The 21,950-nt window shown below is 42.5% G+C and carries 23 protein-coding genes and 2 other annotated features; of the genes, 1 reads left to right on the forward strand and 22 read right to left on the reverse strand.

Annotated features, from left to right (window positions below; all coding sequences use genetic code 11):
* Nucleotides 1-24: 24 nt before the first annotated feature.
* The 16 genes from rpmA to NST24_RS12895 all read right to left on the reverse strand — a co-directional run bounded on the left by rpmA (nt 25) and on the right by NST24_RS12895 (nt 14,532).
* Nucleotides 25-309, reverse strand: coding sequence for a 50S ribosomal protein L27 (gene rpmA, locus NST24_RS12820; RefSeq protein WP_003216586.1), 285 nt, complete (start codon nt 307-309; stop codon nt 25-27).
* A 12-nt stretch (nt 310-321) separates the two neighbouring features.
* Nucleotides 322-660, reverse strand: coding sequence for a ribosomal-processing cysteine protease Prp (locus tag NST24_RS12825; RefSeq protein ID WP_007501524.1), 339 nt, complete (start codon nt 658-660; stop codon nt 322-324).
* 14 nt (nt 661-674) lie between these two features.
* Nucleotides 675-983: a 50S ribosomal protein L21 gene (gene rplU, locus NST24_RS12830; protein WP_003216781.1), complete on the reverse strand. Its 309-nt coding sequence runs from the start codon at nt 981-983 to the stop codon at nt 675-677.
* Between the two features lie 12 nt (nt 984-995).
* Nucleotides 996-1,069, reverse strand: a sequence feature (ribosomal protein L21 leader region).
* A 66-nt stretch (nt 1,070-1,135) separates the two neighbouring features.
* A complete protein-coding gene (locus tag NST24_RS12835; protein ID WP_024718398.1) occupies nt 1,136-2,005 on the reverse strand; it encodes a M50 family metallopeptidase in 870 nt (289 codons plus the stop codon).
* Nucleotides 1,998-2,789 (reverse strand): M23 family metallopeptidase, encoded by a 792-nt coding sequence (locus tag NST24_RS12840; RefSeq protein WP_342461860.1) that lies wholly within the window; start codon nt 2,787-2,789, stop codon nt 1,998-2,000. The genes NST24_RS12835 and NST24_RS12840 overlap by 8 nt, the downstream gene beginning before the upstream one ends.
* A 109-nt stretch (nt 2,790-2,898) precedes the next feature.
* Complete coding sequence (gene minD, locus NST24_RS12845; RefSeq protein ID WP_017358134.1) at nt 2,899-3,702, reverse strand: septum site-determining protein MinD; 804 nt, start codon at nt 3,700-3,702, stop codon at nt 2,899-2,901.
* 2 nt (nt 3,703-3,704) lie between these two features.
* Nucleotides 3,705-4,388 (reverse strand): septum site-determining protein MinC, encoded by a 684-nt coding sequence (gene minC, locus NST24_RS12850; protein WP_007501533.1) that lies wholly within the window; start codon nt 4,386-4,388, stop codon nt 3,705-3,707.
* Nucleotides 4,389-4,442: 54 nt separating this feature from the next.
* Nucleotides 4,443-4,961, reverse strand: a complete 519-nt coding sequence (gene mreD / locus NST24_RS12855) for a rod shape-determining protein MreD (protein WP_008342803.1) — start codon at nt 4,959-4,961, stop codon at nt 4,443-4,445.
* Nucleotides 4,958-5,857, reverse strand: coding sequence for a rod shape-determining protein MreC (gene mreC / locus NST24_RS12860; RefSeq protein WP_007501536.1), 900 nt, complete (start codon nt 5,855-5,857; stop codon nt 4,958-4,960). The genes mreD and mreC overlap by 4 nt, the downstream gene beginning before the upstream one ends.
* A 27-nt stretch (nt 5,858-5,884) precedes the next feature.
* Nucleotides 5,885-6,904: a rod shape-determining protein gene (locus NST24_RS12865; protein ID WP_007501538.1), complete on the reverse strand. Its 1,020-nt coding sequence runs from the start codon at nt 6,902-6,904 to the stop codon at nt 5,885-5,887.
* 90 nt (nt 6,905-6,994) lie between these two features.
* Complete coding sequence (gene radC / locus NST24_RS12870) at nt 6,995-7,669, reverse strand: DNA repair protein RadC (protein ID WP_026050121.1); 675 nt, start codon at nt 7,667-7,669, stop codon at nt 6,995-6,997.
* Between the two features lie 48 nt (nt 7,670-7,717).
* Entirely contained in the window at nt 7,718-8,287 is a 570-nt protein-coding gene (locus tag NST24_RS12875) for a Maf family protein (protein ID WP_007501543.1), read from the reverse strand.
* Between the two features lie 177 nt (nt 8,288-8,464).
* Nucleotides 8,465-9,481: an SPOR domain-containing protein gene (locus NST24_RS12880; RefSeq protein ID WP_342461861.1), complete on the reverse strand. Its 1,017-nt coding sequence runs from the start codon at nt 9,479-9,481 to the stop codon at nt 8,465-8,467.
* Between the two features lie 157 nt (nt 9,482-9,638).
* Complete coding sequence (locus tag NST24_RS12885) at nt 9,639-10,370, reverse strand: prepilin peptidase (RefSeq protein WP_342461862.1); 732 nt, start codon at nt 10,368-10,370, stop codon at nt 9,639-9,641.
* Between the two features lie 149 nt (nt 10,371-10,519).
* Nucleotides 10,520-11,824: a folylpolyglutamate synthase/dihydrofolate synthase family protein gene (locus NST24_RS12890; protein ID WP_342461863.1), complete on the reverse strand. Its 1,305-nt coding sequence runs from the start codon at nt 11,822-11,824 to the stop codon at nt 10,520-10,522.
* 65 nt (nt 11,825-11,889) lie between these two features.
* Nucleotides 11,890-14,532 carry a valine--tRNA ligase gene (locus NST24_RS12895; protein WP_024718405.1) on the reverse strand — a complete coding sequence of 881 codons (2,643 nt, stop codon included), beginning with the start codon at nt 14,530-14,532 and terminating at the stop codon, nt 11,890-11,892.
* Nucleotides 14,533-14,591: 59 nt separating this feature from the next.
* Nucleotides 14,592-14,821: a binding site (T-box leader), on the reverse strand.
* Between the two features lie 166 nt (nt 14,822-14,987).
* Between NST24_RS12895 and NST24_RS12900 the strand changes: the two genes are divergently transcribed.
* Entirely contained in the window at nt 14,988-15,179 is a 192-nt protein-coding gene (locus NST24_RS12900) for a hypothetical protein (RefSeq protein ID WP_024718406.1), read from the forward strand.
* Nucleotides 15,180-15,258: 79 nt separating this feature from the next.
* On the opposite strand, the gene ysxE is transcribed toward NST24_RS12900, so the two are convergent.
* The 6 genes from ysxE to hemC all read right to left on the reverse strand — a co-directional run bounded on the left by ysxE (nt 15,259) and on the right by hemC (nt 21,915).
* On the reverse strand, nt 15,259-16,290 hold the full coding sequence (gene ysxE / locus NST24_RS12905) for a spore coat protein YsxE (RefSeq protein ID WP_039167006.1): 1,032 nt from the start codon (nt 16,288-16,290) through the stop codon (nt 15,259-15,261).
* Between the two features lie 37 nt (nt 16,291-16,327).
* The gene (locus tag NST24_RS12910) at nt 16,328-17,572 is read right to left on the reverse strand and encodes a LysM peptidoglycan-binding domain-containing protein (RefSeq protein ID WP_342461864.1); all 1,245 of its coding nucleotides are present in this window, start codon (nt 17,570-17,572) and stop codon (nt 16,328-16,330) included.
* A gap of 331 nt (nt 17,573-17,903) precedes the next feature.
* Nucleotides 17,904-19,196: a glutamate-1-semialdehyde 2,1-aminomutase gene (hemL, locus tag NST24_RS12915; protein ID WP_342461865.1), complete on the reverse strand. Its 1,293-nt coding sequence runs from the start codon at nt 19,194-19,196 to the stop codon at nt 17,904-17,906.
* Nucleotides 19,197-19,223: 27 nt separating this feature from the next.
* Entirely contained in the window at nt 19,224-20,195 is a 972-nt protein-coding gene (gene hemB / locus NST24_RS12920) for a porphobilinogen synthase (protein WP_007501555.1), read from the reverse strand.
* Nucleotides 20,192-20,983, reverse strand: a complete 792-nt coding sequence (locus NST24_RS12925; RefSeq protein WP_178896993.1) for a uroporphyrinogen-III synthase — start codon at nt 20,981-20,983, stop codon at nt 20,192-20,194. The genes hemB and NST24_RS12925 overlap by 4 nt, the downstream gene beginning before the upstream one ends.
* Nucleotides 20,980-21,915 (reverse strand): hydroxymethylbilane synthase, encoded by a 936-nt coding sequence (gene hemC, locus NST24_RS12930; RefSeq protein ID WP_024718409.1) that lies wholly within the window; start codon nt 21,913-21,915, stop codon nt 20,980-20,982. The genes NST24_RS12925 and hemC overlap by 4 nt, the downstream gene beginning before the upstream one ends.
* Nucleotides 21,916-21,950 lie beyond the last annotated feature (35 nt).

Genomic DNA, 21,950 nt, shown 5'->3' on the forward strand with positions numbered 1-21,950 from the left:
GTCAATGACCGGAGTTTTTAGCAATTATTGTGCCGCAGGATATACGCTCACTTTTTTACGGTCACGACCGAAACGTTCGAATTTAACAGTTCCGTCGATTTTAGCGAAAAGAGTGTCGTCGCCTCCGCGTCCAACGTTTTCACCTGGATAGATTTTCGTTCCACGTTGACGATAAAGGATAGAACCACCAGTTACGAATTGACCATCAGCACGTTTAGCGCCTAAACGTTTAGACTCAGAGTCACGTCCGTTCTTTGTAGAACCTACCCCTTTTTTAGATGCGAAAAATTGAAGATCTAATCTAAGCATGAAGTTCACCTCCTATTTTTTTGTAGATATTCTCACATAATCGTGATAATCTCGTTCAATTGTTTCTAAGGAAACGACCATGCCTTCTAAAAGCAACTGGGCTTTTTCAAAGGTGACTGGATCTGTATCAGCTGGCAGTTCAAAAGAGAAATACCCGCCTTCATCTCCAATATCAAGCAGTGGATCCATTCCTGTCAGTGCAATAATTGAATTGACTGATCCGAAAACAACAGCAGATACACCTGCACAAACGAGATCCTGACCTTTTTCAGCAAACTCGGCATGTCCAGTCATCTGAAAAGACGTAATGCTTTCATCTGCTGGCGACCGAGTAATGGTTGCTTTGATCATATCACTCACACGCCTTAAGCGTTGATTTTTTCGATAACAACTTTAGTGTAAGGTTGACGATGACCTTGTTTTTTGTGGTTGTTTTTCTTCGGTTTGTACTTGAACACAGTAATTTTCTTACCACGACCTTGTTTTTCAACTTTAGCCGTTACTGTTGCTCCAGCAACTGAAGGGTTACCCACTTTGACAGTGTCTCCGCCGACAAACAATACGTTTTCGAAAGTAACTGTTTCACCTGCTTCAGCAGCTAGTTTTTCAACATAAACAGTTTGACCTTCTTCAACTTTTACTTGTTTACCACCAGTTTCGATAATTGCGTACATCTCTGCACCTCCTAATAAACTCAGACTCGCCGAATACAGGGGGCCAATAGGCTCTTTACACCTGCTCCGCGCGGTTGTAGCACGGGTGCTACATATCCATAACATTAAAAAATATATCAAATTAGACGCTGAATGTCAATGTATTTTCACCATTAGTACGGCAAAAGAAGATCTTCCATGGAAGAGGTGGTTCTTCGATCTGAAAAATAAGCATGGAGCAATTCATTTTCATCGAGCTGGCTCATTTTCACACCATTCCGTTCGATAATAATGGGATGCTTACAGCCCCTTTGGAATCGCGCCATCACTTCATATATTTTCTCCTCAGCACTGGCTCTGAGCGGAATGAGTTTCTCTACCTTTTGCTCTTTTTTACCGTAATAACGTTCTAGTAAAAAACGCACCCTGATATAATGCCGCTGCCGGTGCTCCATCACAAGCGAGTAGGCTAAAAAAGTGAGCAGGATCCAGCCGTTGAATTGCAGCGGAGCAAAACAGAGCAACCCTGCTGTCAAAAGACCGAAAAAAATGAGAGAGCCTTTTATTGCAAGGGCATGTGCCTGTTGGAAAGGGTAAAAAACAGATAAGAGCAAAAAGAATAATTTCCCGCCATCAAGTGGCCAAATGGGCAAAAGGTTCACTAAAAAAATCGCTACATTATAAAAAGTAAACATCGTAAAGACGTCATATGAGATAAGTGAGGCTTCCATGAGAAGCCAGGCGACGAGCTGGAGCGGGACATGCTGAAGCGGTCCGCATAAAATGACCGCCAACTCTTCTTTTAGCGGACGGTTCCCATGCTCTTCTACTTCTACCGCCCCGCCAAATGGCAGTAAAAAAATCCGCCGAATCCGCCAGTGATAATAACAAGCAGCCGCTGCATGTCCAAGCTCATGGACACAGACGATGATGAGCAGACAAAGCAGCGGCTTAATTTGACCTGATAGCATGGCAAATGCCATGACTATCCAAAGGAGCGGGTGAACATGGACCTTTGTCAGCATGAGCAGCCATCTATTCAAAGGTCATCACCTGAATGGGATCAATAAACTGTTCATTTTGCTTAATGGCGAAGTAATATGTCCCCTTGCCTTGTTTATCAAGCGCAATTTGACCAATTTTTTCCCCTTTATCGACAAAATCGTATAAAGCCACATCAGCTTCTTTTAGTTGGCCGTACCAGCTGTAGCTATTATCTGCATGCTGCACCACGACTGTGAGCCCCGTATCACTTTTCTTTTTCACTTCTACGACATAGCCTTCTTTCATACTATCGATGGCTTCAGCAGATGTTTCAACTTTCACTCCGGCACCATTTTGCGTAAAGGATTCCTGCACTTTTCCAGAGGCAGGGACAGCCAGCTCTTGATTGGCTTGTACGTCCTTTTGTCCTTCTTTTTTATCGGTTAAAAAGGCAAGTGGGTTTCCGACAGTTTTCTCAAACCACCGGTTGGCGGCGGCAAATTGAAAATCTTGTTCAAAGGTTTGACTGATCATCGGCTTTAGCTGCTGAAAAGGCCCCGCCTGCCCTTTAAATGAAATAGCGGCAATCAGTACAAGAGAGGCAGAAAGTAAACATTTAAGCACAAATGTATTTGAATGAAATAACGGATGGCGAAATTTTTTCGGCTGATGAGACGTTGACTCGTAGGAAGCCGAGCCAGAATGCTTTTCTTCTTCTGTTAACATGACCCATTGCGGAATATCATCTTTCTTCTTGAAAGCTGCCTTCTTAGGGGCAGCAGCTGGCTGCTTCATTTTGCGGCGCTGCGCTATTTTCTTTCGATACTCGTCCACTCTTTTCATAAGATCACCCTTTACATACAAACAGTTTGTACATTTTATGTGGCGACCTCATATGATATGCAACAAAAAGACCGATTCTCATCGAATCGGTCTCATCTCACGTGAATCATTATGCTCTTACACCGAAAAATGCTTTCAGCTTTGCAAACATCCCTTTGTTTTCTTCTTCAAAGGATTGAAGAGGAACAGATTCACCTAGTACGCGGCGAGCAATATTGCGATACGCAATGGAAACTTTATTTTTAGCATCCATGACAATCGGTTCACCATTGTTTGAAGCCTTAATGACATCATCATCATCGGCTACAATGCCGAGAAGATCAATGGATAAATGATGGACAACTTCATCCACATCCATCGAATCGCCATTTTTCGCCATGTGTGTACGAATGCGGTTCACAATCAAACGAGGCGGTTCAATATCCTCTTGTTCCAGCAAGCCGATAATTCGGTCTGCATCTCTCACAGCTGAGATTTCAGGTGTCGTGACCACAATCGCTTTGTCAGCACCTGATACAGCATTTTTAAAGCCTTGCTCAATTCCAGCAGGGCAATCAATGACAACATAATCAAAGTCTTGTTTCAATGATTGAATTAATTCTTTGATCTGCTCCGGCTCTACCGCCGTTTTATCGCTTGTTTGAGCAGCAGGTAAAAGATACAACAGATCCTCGAACCGCTTATCCTTCACAAGCGCTTGGTGAATCTTGCATCTTCCTTCTACTACATCGACTAGATCATAAATAATGCGGTTTTCAAGCCCCATCACGACATCTAAATTCCGAAGGCCGATGTCGGTATCAACTAGACACACTTTTTTTCCTTGAATTGCTAGTGCTGTGCCTAAGTTTGCAGATGTTGTTGTTTTGCCAACGCCGCCTTTTCCTGAGGTAATCACAATAGCCTCGCCCAATTTCACATTCCTCCCTCAAGCCTTGTCAGATTAGGTCTTATATGAGCCAATTGCTGCAGGCGTTCAATGATCATATTGCCATCTATATCTAAATAAGCACATTCCATTTCATTTCCATCTTCTTTTTGATCCGGTGCACGGTTAAACACCTGTGCGATGCGAAGCTGGGTTGGAATCATATGAGATGCCGCAATCACAGCTTGTTTGTTTCCATTACATCCAGCATGCGCTACACCTTTTAATGCACCGAGCACAAAAATATTCCCCCCTGCACGAATGGTTCCGCCAGGGTTGACATCTCCTATTAATAAAAGATCCCCTTCGACATAAAGCACCTGTCCAGAGCGTACAATTTTTGCTACAGAAGTAATCTCAGCCTCTGCTTTTAAACGTCTCGCCTCTTCAGTTGACATGACGTCACTTTCAATAGAGTGAATGACGAGATGTTCATTTTCAGACACCGCTTCAGTTAAACGCGCCTCTTGATCCTCTGTTAAATATCGAAAACCAAGTTTAATATGCACATTGACTTTATGTCCTTCTCTTCCATCTGTATATTGCTCAAGTAAAAGAACCTCTCGCAAGCCAGAAAGAAGGTCTTCAAACGAACAGTCATCATTTAACTGTAATGTTAATCCGTTTTTTGTACCTTTTATTGTCACATACTGCTGTTTTTGAGTTTTCAAGATGCTCACCTCAACAACATACTCATTTCGCCGTAATTGGACAAACTCCTGCTTTTATTCGTCGATCAGTCCTTGTTTCACATTGATGAAAAAGAGCCTAAGCGGCACAACAAGTATGAGAGACGCAGCAGTATTTAAAAGAATCGTTGGAATAAAGCGTTCGATGACATACGTATTAAAAGGCATAATACCTGGTTGAATCGTCGCTTGAACGCCGTACACATAAAACTCCATCACTGCAACAGCAATCATCGATAGAAAGACAACGACTAACATATTCGTTTGGAGGACTTTGAAGGCTTTTGCTAACAAATAGCAGAGCGCACCAAAGCCAAACATATGAACACCAAGAATACCTGTATACGAAATATCATATAAAAGTCCAAAGATAAATCCATAAATCACACCATATTTTTGATTCACAAAAGCTGTCATAAATACAAGTGCGAGTAAGATGAAATGAGGTGCTAAAATTTGATTATCTGAAACAAATGGGAGCTTCACTAAATCGACAAAAATACTGTCAAATACGAAAATAAACAACATGACGAAAGCAAGAAGGACACGTTTCACGAGCCTTCCTCCTTCGTTAATTGAGATGCATCTGCCGTACTTGTGCTGCGATTCACAACAATCACGCGGTCTAAATTATTGAGTTCAGCAGCTGGTTCTACATAAATAATTTTTGTCAGTCCGTAATGGTCCGGCTCAATTTCGCTTACCTTTCCAATCGTCAAGCCCTGCGGGAATACGCCCCCTGCTCCAGATGTTTCAACAAGATCTCCTTTTTTGACATCCCCATCAGCATCGGATTTTAAAATGTTCATTGTCAGCATTTTTTTCTTGCTGTCATAACCGTTAATAATTCCATTGAGTTCTTCTTTGCCCTTTTTCGCAAAAATTTTCGTTGAAATTCTATTATTTTGATCTGTAGAGCTTAGCAACCTTACAGTCGACGTAAAATTGTTGAGCTTATCACTTTCAATTTTCCCAATTAACGCACCACTCTCATTGGTGACCGCCATATCTTTTTCAACGCCTTGTTTTTTCCCTTTATCAATCATGACAAAACTATCCCAAAGGGACGGGTTTCTCGCAATGACTGTTGAAAGAATGGGCGTGTAGTCACGAATAGAGTTCACATATCCGAGCTGCTTGCGAAGCTTTTTGTTCTCATCTTCTAGTTCTTGAAGTTTCGCCTCATATTGGGTTTGTCCATCAAGTTTTTTTCGAAGACGCTCGTTTTCATCATATGTGTTCTTTAAATCTTGTACGTTCCCATAAATACCGGCAATAAATTGTGATGGTTTATGAAAGACACCTTGAAAAAAGCCTGTCGTATCCCCCACTAATTTTTCCGGCCATGAAGCACCTCTGCCGCTTTTCACTGAAAAACCAATCATGGCCACCAGTACGATGACACAGACAAGGAGCAACATTAATCTTTTATTCATAAAAAACTGCGGCATGTCTTACACCTCTTTATTTACGCCCAATTATCGATTATCTTTAGATTTTCCTTTGAACAAGTGAATATGTTCTAGTGCTTTCCCTGTTCCGATCGCCACACAGTCAAGCGGATCTTCAGCAATAATGACCGGCATTTTTGTTTCATCACTAATGACTTTGTCAAGATTACGTAGCAATGCACCACCGCCTGTTAAAACGATTCCACGGTCCATAATATCTGCTGCCAGCTCAGGTGGCGTTTTTTCAAGTGTCATTTTGACCGCATCGACAATTGTTTCCACCGTATCGCGAAGCGCTTTTGCAATTTCTTCTGCCGTAATAGAGATCGTTTTTGGCAGACCTGTTAAAAGGTCACGGCCGCGAATGTCCATCTCATCATGTACGTCAGGCTGCGCAGAACCGATTTCCATTTTAATCGCTTCTGAGGTGCGATCACCAATCATAAGATTATACGTTTTACGAATGTAGCTGCTGATCGCATCATCCATTTCGTCTCCTGCAACACGGATCGATTGAGATGTCACAATACCGCCAAGTGAAATAATGGCTACTTCTGTTGTACCGCCGCCAATATCTACAACCATGCTTCCAGTTGGCTCCCATACAGGAAGGTTAGCACCGATTGCCGCAGCAAATGGCTCTTCAATAGGGTATGCGTCACGAGCACCAGCTTGTCTTGTTGCATCAATGACTGCACGCTCTTCTACTGCTGTAATACCAGATGGTACACACACCATCACGTACGGTTTACGAGCAAAAAGCCCTTTACCTTTTAATGCTTGATTAATGTAATATTTCATCATTGTTGCTGTCGTCTCGTAGTCTGCAATGACTCCGTCTTTCATTGGGCGCAGTGCCACAACATTACCAGGTGTACGACCTATCATGTTTCTAGCGTCATTTCCAACCGCCACTATAGACTTCGTATCAGTTTCCAAAGCTACGACCGAAGGTTCTCTCACAACAATGCCTTTTCCTTTAATAAAAACAAGCGTATTCGCTGTTCCAAGATCTATTCCAAGGTCTTTTGTACCAATTCCAAACATATGTATGTATCTTCCTTTCTTAAACCAAAATTCCCTTTAGGGAAAAACTCATAAACTCTATTATATCGTAAAACATTGAAAAAAAAAGTGTTACAAATACCCTTTTTCCTTCAAACTCACAAATTTTTGATCACCGATCACTAGATGATCAAGCAGCTGTATTCCAATCAGCTTCCCACATTCAAAAAGTCGCTGTGTGACTTCAATATCTTCCCTGCTGGGCGTCGGATCTCCAGATGGATGGTTGTGCACACATATAAATGAAGCGGCCGAACGTTTAAAGGCCTCTTTAAAAATTTCGCGCGGGTGAACAATCGACGAATTTAGACTTCCGATAAACACAGTATGTTTATGAAGAACTTGATTTTTGGTATTGAGATAAAGACAAACGAAATTCTCCTGCGTCAAAAATCTCATATCTTCCATCACAAAATTCGCACCATCCTCCGGCGTGCGGATCACATAACGATTGTCCGTCGTTTGATGGTGTAATCTAGTGCCGAGTTCTAAAGCAGCTAAAAGAGAGATCGCCTTCGCTTTTCCAACTCCTCGAATCTTTGACAATTCTTCAATAGAAGCTTCCTTCACAGAACGAAGACCACCAAATGTTTGCAAAAGTCTTGCGGACACTTGAAGAACTGATTCCTTTTTTGTGCCTGTTCTCAAAAGAATCGCGACAAGTTCATGGTTTGATAAGCTGCTTGGGCCATATTTGACAAATCGTTCGCGCGGCTTTTCATCATGAGGAAAATGCTTCAGCAGCATAGGGAAATGATTCAAGATCTACACTCCTTTTTTGATTCCTTCCCGTCATCAAAAAGGGGTGATACCAAATGTTTCAAGCACTCTGACTGTTTTAGCAATAGGGAGTCCTACAACGGAAAAATAATCACCGTCTATTTTTTGTACAAACAGGGCACCTTTTCCTTGAATGCCGTAGCTTCCAGCTTTATCAAGAGGCTCACCGGTTTCAATATAGCGGTCTATTTCATCTTGTGTAAGCGGCCAAAATGTCACGTCTGTCTGTTCATAAAATGTTTCTTTTCTATTCTCTGATTGAATCGTGACACCAGTCAAGACTTGATGTGTCTTACCTGACAATAATTGAAGCATTGAGGCTGCATCTTCCTTGTCTTTTGGCTTTCCAAGACATTTGCCATCAATTGCAACAATTGTATCTGCACCAATGATCACAGCTTTGGGATGTATTTTTTGAATATCATTTGCTTTTTGTTCTGCCAACCATTGGACGTTCTCAGCAGGAGAAAGGTTTCGATTTATTTCTTCTTTTAAATCACTTGCTTGAATGTCATAAGAAAACCCTGCTAAATCAAGCAATTCTTTTCTTCTAGGTGATTGAGATGCGAGTATTAACTGGTTCATGTTTGTTCATCCTTTCAGGGGTTAGCCTAAGAAGTAAGATACCCATTCATCCTATCAAATGAACATCTTACCGACAATTAACGAAAATGCCATTTTCATGTTCCTACATCATTATGTTGGAAGCAAAAGAAAAAAACTAGTCATTTTTTGACTAGTTTGGCTGTTAAAAACATGATTTTACGTATTTAGTTGATCTAATAGCGCTTGCTGAGATTTCCAGCCATTTTCAGCAGATGGGTCATTTAAAAGCTGTACAGCTTTCAGCAAACTGCTTTTGGCTGGTGCGTCGGTTGTTTTGGCATTTTCAAGCTCAGAAATCAACTGAGTGACTTCTTTTTGATCCACATCTTCTCCTGCAATCACCTTAGAGGATAAGACAGATGCCTTCTCTATTAAACCTGTCAGCTCATCCGGCACTTGAAATGAGAGTTCTTTTCCTCCCCATGCTTCAAAATGCTGATCGATCAATTTTTTCCCAACGGCACTTGTCATGCCTTGTTCTGTGGCAAGTCCGGCAATAACATAATAGCCATCATCCATTGATACCTTTTTACCTGCATATCCTGCCTCTTTTAAACTGTCAACTAAGTCATCTGCTCCTTTTTCAGAAGAAAACTTTCCAGCCTGCACCACAAAGGTTGAAAAATGACCTGATGCACTTTTTTCACCTTCATTGTCCTTTGACGTATCTGCAAGATCAGCCGGTGGTGCATCTCCCCCAGCTTTCGCCGAAGGCTCGCTTCCAGATGCTGAGACGCTGATATGATCGCCTCCTGATGGATTGGCAGATTCATCTTTACTTAAACTTAGTGCAAATACACCGAGGCCTGTCCCTAGAACGACTGCAAACACAATCGTTGTCATCACTCGTTTGAAGGGACCGCGGTTTTTACTGAACTTCTGTTCAAAAGAACCTTTTTTCTTTTGATAAGGTGTGACGACCTTTGGATCCGAATGGTAAATGTGATCAGCCGCATCGTCCCATTGAAAATCTTCTTCTTTCGGTTTAGACGGTTCTTCCCCGGAAGCGGCTGTCTCCTGTTCCGACTGCCTCTTTTCCTCCCAGTTCGAAAACGTCACTTGATCCTCTTGCTGTTTTTGAGGCTGATGCTCTTCTCCATGCAGCATTTCTTCCTTGCCATTAATATTGACCTTTAACCCTTGTTTTTTTGCCTGCCTTTTTTTCACTGTCATTCCCCGCTTTCTGACATTGTTTGTAAGAAAGACCTTTCTGTCCAATGAAATAGCGCGAATGTAACCCGTCCTTCTTTCTGTTTCACACTTTAACATAGCCAATAAAAAAAAGAACAAGACTTTTGTCGGCAGGTTCAAAAAGTGTTCGCCAATTTTCTCATCCGAAAAAATCGCGAATTGGGTTTAACAGATCACCACAAAAAAGATAAAACCAGAAAGAACAAGCGATGGCAGGAACAAAAGGAAAGGGTTCATTTGCCTTGTAAGAAAACACCTTTGCGTAAACCATTCCCGTGACAGACGAAAGAAAAAGAATGATCAGAAACGGCTTAAATCCGAAGCAAAATGCAAACACACCAAATAGTTTGACATCCGCTCCCCCCATACTATTTGGCTTGAAATGTTCTAAACTATAAAACAAAAGAAGACAAATAAGAAGAGATGCCGCTCCTTCCCACCAAATAAAAAGCGGTTCTAGCGTGCGGTATATGACGAAAAGAGGAAAAAAGAAGAGAAAGAGCTCGTTTGGCACCCTCATATAAAGAAGGTCGCTCACGACAGCAATCACGAATAAACTACAAAGAATCACAAGAAAAAGACCTTCAAAAGAGAAACCAGCATGTCTATAAACGAGGAAAAAAAGGCCGCCTGTCAACAGCTCAACCATTGGATAAAGCAAAGAGAGCCGGGTTCCGCAATGCTTACATGACCCTTTCAATACAATATAAGAAATAAGCGGGAGCATGTCGCGAAAAGAAAGCGGCTCTTTACAAGCTCCGCAGTGTGAACGAGGAAAAAGAATAGACCGCTTCATTGGAAGCCTCTCACCAACTAGATGAAAAAATGACCCCATGACCATGCCTGTGAAAAACATAAAAAAATCAATCAAATTAGGTGACTCCTTCCGGAAATAGAATAGACCGGATTGTACCATAGCGATTCACCTTTGATCACCTTGCGAAAAAGTGATTTTCCCCCTCTCCTACATATCAAAAGAAAAAAGACGCACATTGCATAGAAGCAATTTGCGTCTTTTCCTTACTGTAAAATACGACTTCGTACATCTGAGATAAAATAAAGGGAACCTGTCACCAGAATCATTGCTGAAGGGTCATCTCTTTTCTTCTGAATGAAGTCAAGCACTGCACGAGGGTCTTCATCAAACGATTTTGCTTCTAAATGACTGCAATCATAAAGCTTTTCCGCTGATTCAGCTCTTGGAAAGTCAAAGGAAACAAAATGAATCGATGAACTAATCCTTTCAAGCTTTTCGATCATTTGTTTGTAAGGTTTATCTTTTAACGCACTAAAACATACATGAACCTGTTTACTAGAAAAATGAGCTTGTACAGTTTCGATTAAACGGTCCATTCCTTCTTCGTTATGAGCACCATCTAAATAAACAAGAGGCTGATCTTGGATCTTTTCAAATCTTCCAGCCCACACCGCCTGCCGAATTCCTTCATACACTTGCTCATTTAGCACATGGATATATCCTTCTTGCTCCAGCCATTCGATCAGTAGAATGGCAAGGGAAGCGTTCTGCATTTGATGCGTTCCGATTAACCCTGTCTCTAGCTGCGAGTACTCCCTTTTTGGGGTAGTGAATGTGAAGCGTTCACCTGTTTCCGTCGGCTGCTGGTCCTTAAAGGTACAAGTATCATGTAACGAGATAAACGGCGCATTCTTTTCTTCGGCTTTGTGTTGAATCACAGTAAGAGCTTCCGCTTGATGAACGGCCGTGATCATCGGAATCCCAGCTTTAATAATGCCAGCTTTTTCTGCTGCAATCTGATCAAGTGTGTCGCCTAAAATGGCCATATGATCGTGACCAATCGACGTAATTGCTGTTAAGATGGGTGCTGCCACATTTGTAGAATCAAGTCTTCCGCCAAGTCCTGTTTCCAAGAGGACAAAGTCTACTTGGTGCACATAGGCAAAATAAGCAAACGCACATGCTGTAATAATCTCAAACTCTGTTGCTGCACCAAGCTCAGTGTCATCTAATTCATCAACTAAAGGCTTGATTTCGTTCACCAAACTCAGCCACTCTTCGTCCAAAATCGGCTCCCCATTAACACTAATTCGTTCATTGAACGTTAAAATAAATGGCGAAGTGAAGGTTCCAACTGAATAGCCCGCTGACTGTAAAATGGATCGAGTAAATGCAATCGTTGATCCTTTTCCATTTGTTCCAGCCACATGCACCGCTTTTATTTTTTGTTCAGGATGGTCTAGTCTGTCCATCAGCCATTTCATTCGTTCAAGTCCCGGTTTGACACCGAAAGCGAGTCTGCTATGAATCCATTCAATGGCTTCATGATAGGTTGTAAACAATGTCATCTCTCATTTCATACGAAATTTTCAAAAAAGACGACTCCAATTCATTAGGAGCCGTCTTTTCACTCTTATGCTTTCAGCTCTTCAATACGCTTTTGAACAGCTTCGCGTTTTGCGACATAATCACGTTCTTTCGCACGCTCTTCTTCTACGACACTTTCAGGCGCTTTTTTCATAAAGCCTTCATTGCCAAGCTTTTTCTGAACTCGTTCCACTTCTTTTGTCAGTTTATCAAGCTCTTTTTGCAGACGGGCAATTTCTTCATCTAAGTTGATTAAGCCTTCAAGCGGCAGAATGAGTTCTGCTCCAGAAATAACAGCCGTCATCGCTTTATCACTAGCTGGGACATCTGTGCCAATTTCAAGAACACTTGGGTTCGTGAAGCGCTCAATATATGAACGATTTTTCTCTAAACGTTCCTGAACATCAGACGTAGATGCTTTAATGTAAAGCTCAACTTGTTTGCTCATTGGCGTGTTGACTTCACTGCGAATGTTACGAACAGAACGAATCAGTTCAACAAGCAGTTTCATATCAGCAGAAGCTTGTTCGTTGGAAAGCTCCGGCTTCACTTCAGGCCATGCCGCTACAGTAATGGACTCACCTTCATGAGGTAGATGCTGCCAGATTTCTTCTGTTAAGAACGGCATAAACGGATGTAGAAGTCTCATCGTTTGATCTAATACATACGCAAGGATCGAACGAGTCGTTTTCTTCGCTGCTTCATCTTCTCCATAAAGCGGAAGTTTCGCCATTTCAATGTACCAATCACAGAAATCATCCCAAATGAAGTTGTATAAATGTCTACCCACTTCACCGAATTCATACTTGTCAGCAAGCTGTGTGACACTTTCAATTGTTTCATTTAAGCGTGTTAAAATCCATTGATCAGCAACTGATTTTTCTCCTGTCAAATCAAGCTCATCGTACGTTAAACCATCCATATTCATGAGAGCAAAACGGGATGCGTTCCAAATTTTGTTCGCAAAGTTCCAAGTGGATTCAACCTTTTCAAAGCTAAAACGTAAATCTTGACCTGGAGAGCTTCCAGTCGCTAAGAAATATCTCAATGAATCCGCACCGTACTTGTCGATGACCTCCATTGGATCAATTCCGTTGCCAAGTGACTTACTCATTTTACGCCCTTGTTCATCGCGAATAAGACCGTGAATGAGGACATCTTTAAATGGTTTTTCTCCTGTGAATTCAAGACCTTGGAAGATCATACGAGATACCCAGAAGAAGATGATGTCATAGCCTGTTACAAGCAGATTGGTTGGGTAGTAGCGCTTGAAGTCTTCACTGTCTGCATCCGGCCAGCCCATTGTAGAGAAAGGCCAAAGCGCTGAACTAAACCATGTATCAAGTACATCGTTATCTTGCTCCCAGTTTTCAATATCTTCTGGCGCATCAAGTCCCACGTATACTTCCTTCGTTTCTTTATGATACCAAGCCGGGATGCGGTGTCCCCACCATAGTTGACGAGAAATACACCAGTCACGAATGTTTTCCATCCAGTGTAAATACGTCTTTTCGAATCGGTCTGGAACAAATTGAACTTGCTCATCACCTTTTTGCAGATTGATGGCTTCATCTGCGAGCGGCTGCATTTTCACAAACCATTGTGTTGATAAATATGGCTCCACTACAGCGCCACTGCGCTCACTGTGACCAACTGAATGCATGTGGTCCTCAATTTTGAACAAAATGCCTTCTTCTTGAAGATCTTTCACAAGCTGTTTACGACATTCGAAGCGGTCCATTCCTTTGTATTGAAGTGCGTTTCCATTCATTGTGCCATCTTCATTCATCACAAGAATGCGCTCTAGGTTATGACGGTTTCCAAGCTCGAAGTCATTCGGGTCATGAGCCGGCGTTATTTTTACAGCTCCTGATCCAAATTCCATATCGACATAGTCATCCCCAACGATTGGAATCTCTCGGCCTGTAATTGGTAAAACAACTGTTTTCCCAATCAAATGCTGATAGCGTTCATCTTCAGGATGTACAGCGACTGCCGTATCTCCCAGCATCGTTTCAGGTCTTGTTGTCGCAATTTCAATCGAACCTGATCCATCTGCAAGCGGATATCTCAAGTGATAAAACGCACCTTGCACATCCTTGTAGATGACTTCAATATCAGAAAGGGCCGTTTTTGTTGCTGGGTCCCAGTTAATGATGTATTCTCCGCGATAGATCAATCCTTTTTCATACAATTGAACAAACACTTGGCGGACTGCTTTATTCAAGCCTTCATCTAATGTAAAACGCTCACGCGAATAGTCTAGACCTAGACCCATTTTCGCCCACTGGCTACGAATAAAATCGGCATACTCTTCTTTCCACTTCCACGTTTCTTCTACAAATTTTTCACGTCCGAGATCATAGCGGCTCACACCTTCTTCGCGAAGCTTCGCCTCGACCTTTGCTTGTGTTGCAATACCCGCATGGTCCATTCCTGGCAGCCATAAAACATCATAGCCCTGCATCCGTTTCATACGAGTCACGATGTCTTGAAGAGTTGAATCCCAAGCATGCCCTAAGTGTAATTTTCCTGTCACGTTTGGTGGAGGAATGACGACTGTATATGGATCTTTCGTTTTGTCATTTTGTGCTTCGAAGAATTTCCCTTCAAGCCAGTACGTATAGCGGTCTTTCTCAATCGCATTTGGATCGTACTTTGTTGGCATTTCTTGATTATTTGTTCCCATTTGTGTTACCTCCACATTTTTTCGGCTGATGAAACATAAAAAAAGCCTTTTCATCCTTATAAAAGGACGAAAAAGCTTTTTCGCGGTACCACCTTTTTTCACGAAACACTTAGACGTGTCCCGTACTCTCTAAAGGATAACGGGGATCTCCCGAATTTCTCTACTACATGTTTCAAGAAATTAAGCTCACAGGCGACCTTCCAAACAAGTGCATCCTAGAAAACCTTTCAGCTATTGGTTTCCCTCTCTTTAGGGTCTTGCTCGTACTCTTCCTGATCCACGCTTACGATATATCACGTTCATCAGCTTATACTCATCTTTTATTAATATTACTAAATGCCTTTTGTTTTCGTCAATCATCTTTTCCGCTTTTCTTCTTCTTTATACAAATTGGGCAGGCACCCTTTGCCTCTTTGCCCATATGATAATAACAAAATAAAGAAGGAGGGCGTTTTATTTTGAAAAAGATCAATCCTTACACACTCCCCCCATGGCTTAGACAAATTCGGGCAGTTGCCTCCCAAGTCGTTCTCCCGATTGCCATATTTCAAGGCTTTCGCACGATCATTTTTCCCACAACATTTGACGTCCTCATCTTAGGAATTCTTATATTTCTCGCCTGTGCCTTTCACCTTGATTGGTTTTAAGAGAGCTGAAAGCTGCAGGCTCACTCTTATGTATAGGTCCCTCGTTAGACATTTCATAGCGCAACAGCAAACAACCTCGTCACTCTTCTGATGACGAGGCATTTTGTTCTTCTTCAAGGCGTCTAGCCTGCTCAATTTCGTGTATTTTCATGACGGTCGGCTCAGAATTTTTCATTTGCCAATACGCCCTTAACAGCTCTTGACAACTTTCCATCTCATCCTGTCCGCCTGCTTCATAGGCTTTCACCGTATCAAACAAACCTTGCGGATAAGCGAGGTAGCTCAAGAACAAATGAATCTCTTCCTCACGAAGTTTATTTCCCTTTTGATACGTATAAAACAAAGATGTGCATTCAGGACAAGGAGTAGGGTAGGTTTTGAATGTGCGATAGTAAAAAGTCAAAAGGTCATAAATGGGGGCAGCCTTTTTGGACCGCTCAAAATTGGTGAAATGTCCTGTACCTACATCATTGTACAAAAAGTGATGGATTGACAATTGCCCATGGTTTAACACAATACGTGTCGTCTCTTGGTCTTTCATTTCCTCATGCCAATCCTCTAAACGTTCAAGTGCAAATTCACTTGCAGACATCGCTTCTGAAAAATACATAGCAGCAGCCAGCTCAAATGGCGACATATACCATGTTTGTTCTGCCCGCTCGATAAATCGTTCATACATGTCTTTCTCTGTTTCCCATTTGCTTTTCATTTGGGTGTAGTGAGCCTCTATTTCCTGCTCATTAATGTCCATCATAACTTCTGTTCGTTTATGAAGTCTTGCAATCTCTTGAAATAAATATTCATGTTTATCGTCCTGCTCTTCTCTCTTTTCATTGGTCAGCCATGGCATGAGATAATACGTGTACTGGCTTTCTCGATGATTAGAGAAAAAGGAACCGCTCTTCGTGCGATAAATCGGCACAAACGAGCGATAGCCTTTTGATTCTAGTTCAAGCATTTGCTCTGTAAACTGCATGTGTCGATGGGGCTTTACCCGCTTTAGTGCAAATACGCCCTGCTTTGTATACACTCTAACGACAGCTGGACTGACAGGTTCGATATATTCAGCCTCAAGCCCGTATTCGTATAGGACAGATTGGATTTCATCCACGTTCTCTCACCACATTTTCTCGGTCCATCATCTCATACTATGCATTGCTTTTTTGATATTCAGGAATATAAAGAATCTGCCCTTCTTCAAGCTCTGCATCCACCGACAATGAATTCGTTCGAAGGAGCTGCTGCACATTCAACTGATATCGCTCACAAATACGATCGACCGTATCTTCTTGCTGAACTATACATATTTTCATGCGAGAAAAATCTTCCTCCTCCTGCTTAGCGAACAGCTTCGTTAAATAAAGAGAATTCTCACTGCCAGACGCTTCTCTCTGGTCATGTTCAAACTCCTCAGCTTCTTGAGCTGATTCATACACCTTTGGTGCTTCACGTTCATATAATCGTTCGAACTGATAGCTGTCATCCCGCTCTTCCTGCGTCTGTTCCATCTGATAAGCAGGTGATTCAAAGGCTGGATAAGCTGGCTCTTCTTCTTCTTCCTTGCTCTCTGCTTCAGGGTCTTTCCTCACTTCCACCTCAAAGAACGTATCATCCCGCTCCTCTTCTTCTAGCAGCTTAGGCGGGTCAAAGAATGGCGGCTCTTGTACTTGAGCTTCTGGGAAGGAACGATACCCAAGCGCCACGGCTTCTTCTTCCTCGTATTCCTCCTCTTCTTCTGCTTCTTCCACCATCACCGTCTCGATGTCTATTTCATCCTCTTCTTGTTCAGTTCGCGCTTCATGTTGCAAAGCGGCCTGCTGTTCCGCATTTTCTTCATGCTCTTCACGTGGTAGCATTTCTTGCTCTTCATATTCAGGCTGCGCCTGATATTCATAGGTGACATCGCCATATTCCTCTTCAGCACGATGGACAAATTCATATGGCCCTTCTACAAGCGGTTCAGGCGTTCCTTCATCTAACAGACCTTCAATGGCCAAATCAGCCTGAATCGTGAGCAAACGGCTTTCTGTCAGCTGGTAATCAAATGCATCAATAAACACAAATACATCATTTAAATGACTAATTTTGTTCTTGGGGATCGTGATATCCACCGGAAATTGATGCAGCAGCTCCGCCGTTCCGTCCTCCCTTACCTTCACCTCATCAGCCTGCCTGTATGATGCATAGGAACTGGATTCACCCATTAGCTCCTCTTGATTTATGTTGTATTCTCCTGTTAGCTCGAGTGAACCTCTAATGGAAACATAATCATTCACTTCTTGAACGAGAATGTCAGGATCGAGAGAAATTGACAGTAGCTCACTGACTTCCTGTCCGTTTTTGAAATAAATGGACTCTTCTACCGAAAACTGTAATCGATTGTTTTGAGACAAGTCGGTGTCCTCCTTTCATCTAATCCTTCAAAATAAAATTAGATGTCAATACAGGTGTATGAAGGAGGCGGTGAAAATATGATTGGTTTTATGCAAAGCAAAAAGCCGATATGTCTCCATATCGGCTCAGCGTGTAGACAAACCCTCGCATTCGGTGTCAGTCCTGTGCGCTGGTGCTCACGAATGTCAAATTCGCTCCGCTCCAGTACTCGTCCTTCCTAGATTGCAAAGGTTTTCTTTCACGCTGAAAAGAAGACAAAGGGCTAAAATAAAGTTCATTTTAACCCTTTGTCAACGATCTAAGCCGATATGTCTCCATATCGGCTTTTGGTTACTGAGCTAATTTTTGAAATACCTTTTCAATTGTCTCAATTGTATACTCGATGTCTTCATCCGTATGAGCAGTTGAGAGGAACAGCCCTTCGAATTGTGAAGGTGGAAGGAAGATGCCGTGATCAGCCATTTCCTTGTAGAATTCAGCGAATAAAGCGAGGTCAGCTGTTTTCGCTGTATCGTAATTGACGACTTGTTCGTTTGTAAAGAAGAATCCGATCATGGAACCGGCACGGTTAAATGTTAATGGAATCCCATGTGCTTTCGCCGCTTTTGAAATGCCTTCTTCCAAACGATCTCCTTTGCGTCTAAACTCTTCATAAGACTCAGGTGTCAGCTGTTTTAATGTTTCAAGACCTGCTGTCATCGCAAGCGGGTTACCGGATAACGTTCCTGCTTGATAAATCGGGCCGCTTGGCGCAATTTGTCTCATAATGTCCGCTCTACCGCCATAAGCGCCCACTGGCAGGCCGCCTCCGATGACTTTACCAAGACATGTCAGATCAGGCGTAATGCCAAAATAGCCTTGTGCACAATGATAATCCACACGGAAGCCTGTCATGACCTCATCAAAAATGAGTAAAGAGCCATATTCCTCTGTGATGTCTCTCAATCCTTGCAAGAAGCCTTCTTGCGGAGGGACAACCCCCATATTTCCTGCAACTGGTTCTACAATGACACCTGCAATGTCGTCTCCAAATTCTTTAAAAGCGACTTTGATGCTTTCTAAATCATTGTATGGAACGGTGATCGTATTGCTTGCTGTACCTTCAGGGACACCAGGGCTATCCGGAAGTCCAAGCGTTGCCACACCCGAACCAGCTTTAATGAGCAAAGAATCACCGTGGCCATGATAACAGCCTTCAAATTTCACAATTTTGTTTCTGCCTGTAAAACCACGTGCTAGACGAAGCGCACTCATCGTCGCCTCTGTTCCAGAGCTGACCATACGAATGACCTCAATAGAAGGAACTCGTTCTGATACAAGCTTAGCTAATTCATTTTCAACTAAAGTAGAAGCACCGAAGCTTGTACCATGTTCAGCTACTCGCTGAATACTTTCAACCACACGGTCATTCGTATGACCTAAAATAAGCGGTCCCCACGATAAGACGTAATCAATATATTCATTTCCGTCAATATCGTATATTTTTGCGCCTTTTCCTCGTTCCATAAAAATCGGGTCTGTATTGACTGATTTAAATGCGCGCACAGGGCTGTTCACACCACCCGGCATTAACTGCTGCGCTTCTTTAAATGCTTGCTTTGACTTTTCATAGCTACGTCCCATTTCAATGTCCTCCTGTCTATCCGTTCTTTATTCTGAGAGCCATTTCGCTGCATCTTTTGCATGATACGTAATGATTAATTCTGCGCCTGCACGTTTCATGCTAGTCAGCATTTCAAGAACAAGCTCTTTTTCAGAAATCCAGCCATTTTGAGCTGCTGCTTTCACCATTGCATACTCTCCGCTCACATTGTACGCAACAACAGGAAGTGTAAATTCATTTTTCACATCACGCATGATATCTAAGTATGAAAGTGACGGCTTCACGATCAGGAAGTCAGCGCCTTCTTCTACATCAGACTGCGCTTCTCTCAGTGCTTCTAAGCGGTTTGCAGGGTCCATTTGATACGTTTTACGATCTCCAAACTGCGGTGTGCTATGCGCCGCATCACGAAACGGACCGTAAAAAGCACTTGCATATTTCACAGCATATGACATGACAGGCACATGAACAAAGCCGGCCTCATCAAGCGCCTCACGAATTGCGATAACAAAGCCATCCATCATGTTTGATGGAGCAATGATATCTGCACCTGCACGAGCCTGACTGACAGCGGTTTTCGCTAAGAGCTGAAGAGATTCATCATTTAAAATTTCTCCATCTTCAACGATTCCGCAATGTCCGTGATCTGTATATTGGCATAAGCAAGTATCTGCAATGACCACTAGCTCAGGGAAATGCTTTTTGATTTCAAGCGTTGCTCTTTGAACAATCCCATGATCGTGATAAGCTTCACTGCCTACATGGTCTTTATGGTCTGGTACCCCAAAAACAATGATAGATTTAATCCCAAGGTCAACAAGCTCTTGGACTTCTTCTTTCACAAGATCAACTGAAATGTGATAGACACCCGGCATTGAAGGGACTTCTTTCCGGACATTCTCTCCCTCTACAAAAAAGATGGGATAAATGAAATCAGAGGGTCTTAAAAATGTTTCTCTCACCAATTCTCTCATTCCTGCGCTTGTACGCAATCTGCGGTGTCTGTTAAATTTCATCATTGGTTCAACTTCCTTTCAGATAAACGGCACATCAAATCAAGCATCCCGTCTATCGTATAAGTATCTGGGGTTTCAGAAGAAATCCCGTATTGAAGCAGTGCCTCTTGTGTAAGAGGACCGATGCTCACAAAACATGTGTCTGATGCAGCTAATCTATCGATATCAGCCTCCATAGCGTGCATAAAAGAATGAACAGTGGAGGAGCTTGTAAATGTAATAAAATCAAATGATTGCTCCATCATTGCCGACTTGAGTGCGATAATTCCGTCCTCATCCTTCACTGTTTCATATATAATCCACTCTTTTACGTCAATGCCAAGCGGAACGAGGGTATTCTTCACCACATCTCGTGACAGGTGACCTTTTGCTACAAAGACACATTCTTCTGGGTGTACATGTTCAATTAAAGCATCTGCCAGTTCTTCTGCTATAAAACGTTCTGGAACCACATCCACTTTTAAGCCGCGCTGCATCAGATAGGCAGATGTTTTTTCACCTACGGCCGCCACTTTCAAGTGGGATAAGCTTTGATGTAATTGATGCTTCTCTATATAACTGAGAAAAAAAGACGCACCATTTACACTCGTAAACACAAGCCAATGGCTTGCTTCTAAATCTTCTAAAAATGCCTTCGCTTTTTCTTTTGTCAGCGTTGGCTCAAACCTGATAAGAGAGGTTAAAACAGCATGGCCGTTCAGCGCTTCAATTTTCTGCTGAAACGCACCCGCTTGACGTTCATTTCGAGTGACAAGCACCGTCTGTCCGTAAAGCGATTTGGCTATCGTCATTGGGAAGACAGATCCTTTTTCACCTTGTCAATCAAATCCTTTGCTCCCTTATCAGCCATCTGCTTCGCACATGCTGTTCCAATTGCCTCAGGGTCAGTACCTGTTACGGTTTCTCGAATAATCGTATGCCCATCCGCAGATGCCACAAGACCTGTCAATTCAATTTCATCACGCTCATTCATCGTTGCGTAACCAGCGATCGGCACTTGACAGCTTCCATCCATTTGTTGAAGGAAAGCTCTTTCAGCAAGGACCGTTTTCTTTGTATACTCATTTGTGAATTGAGCTAACAGCTGCAATAGCTCTTCGTCATCTCCCCGGCATTCTATCGACAATGCGCCCTGCCCTACAGCAGGAAGGCAAGTATCAGGAGATAAAAATTCCGACACGACTTCTTGACTCCAGCCCATTCTAGACAATCCGGCAGCCGCTAGAATAATCGCATCATATTCTTCATTTTTCAGTTTTTCAAGTCTCGTATCAATGTTTCCACGGATCCATTTAATCTCAAGATCTGGTCTCTCCTGAAGAAGCTGGGCACTGCGCCGTAAGCTGCTCGTTCCCACAACCGCTCCCTTTGGCAGTTCATGAAGACGGAGATGATCCTTTGAAATCAATGCATCCCGCACATCTTCACGCTCAGGAATACAGCCGATGACTAAACCTTCCGGAAGAGAGGCCGGCATATCTTTCATGCTGTGTACCGCCATGTCAATGTCATGGTTCAGCATTGCCTGTTCAATCTCTTTAACAAACAGACCTTTTCCGCCAACCTTTGATAAGGTCACATCTAAAATTTGATCACCCTTTGTCACAATCTCTTTAATTTCAAAAGAATAAGAAGGGTTTAGTTCAGACAACTTTTGAATGACCCATTTTGTTTGTGTAATCGCAAGTTTGCTTCGTCTAGAACCTACTTTAATTGTACGCATTACGTCTTCCTCCCGACAATGCCCTTAAGACTCAT

Origin of the sequence: Bacillus sp. FSL R5-0286, from assembly GCF_038593245.1 — a bacterium.
GTDB lineage: Bacteria > Bacillota > Bacilli > Bacillales > Bacillaceae > Bacillus > Bacillus altitudinis.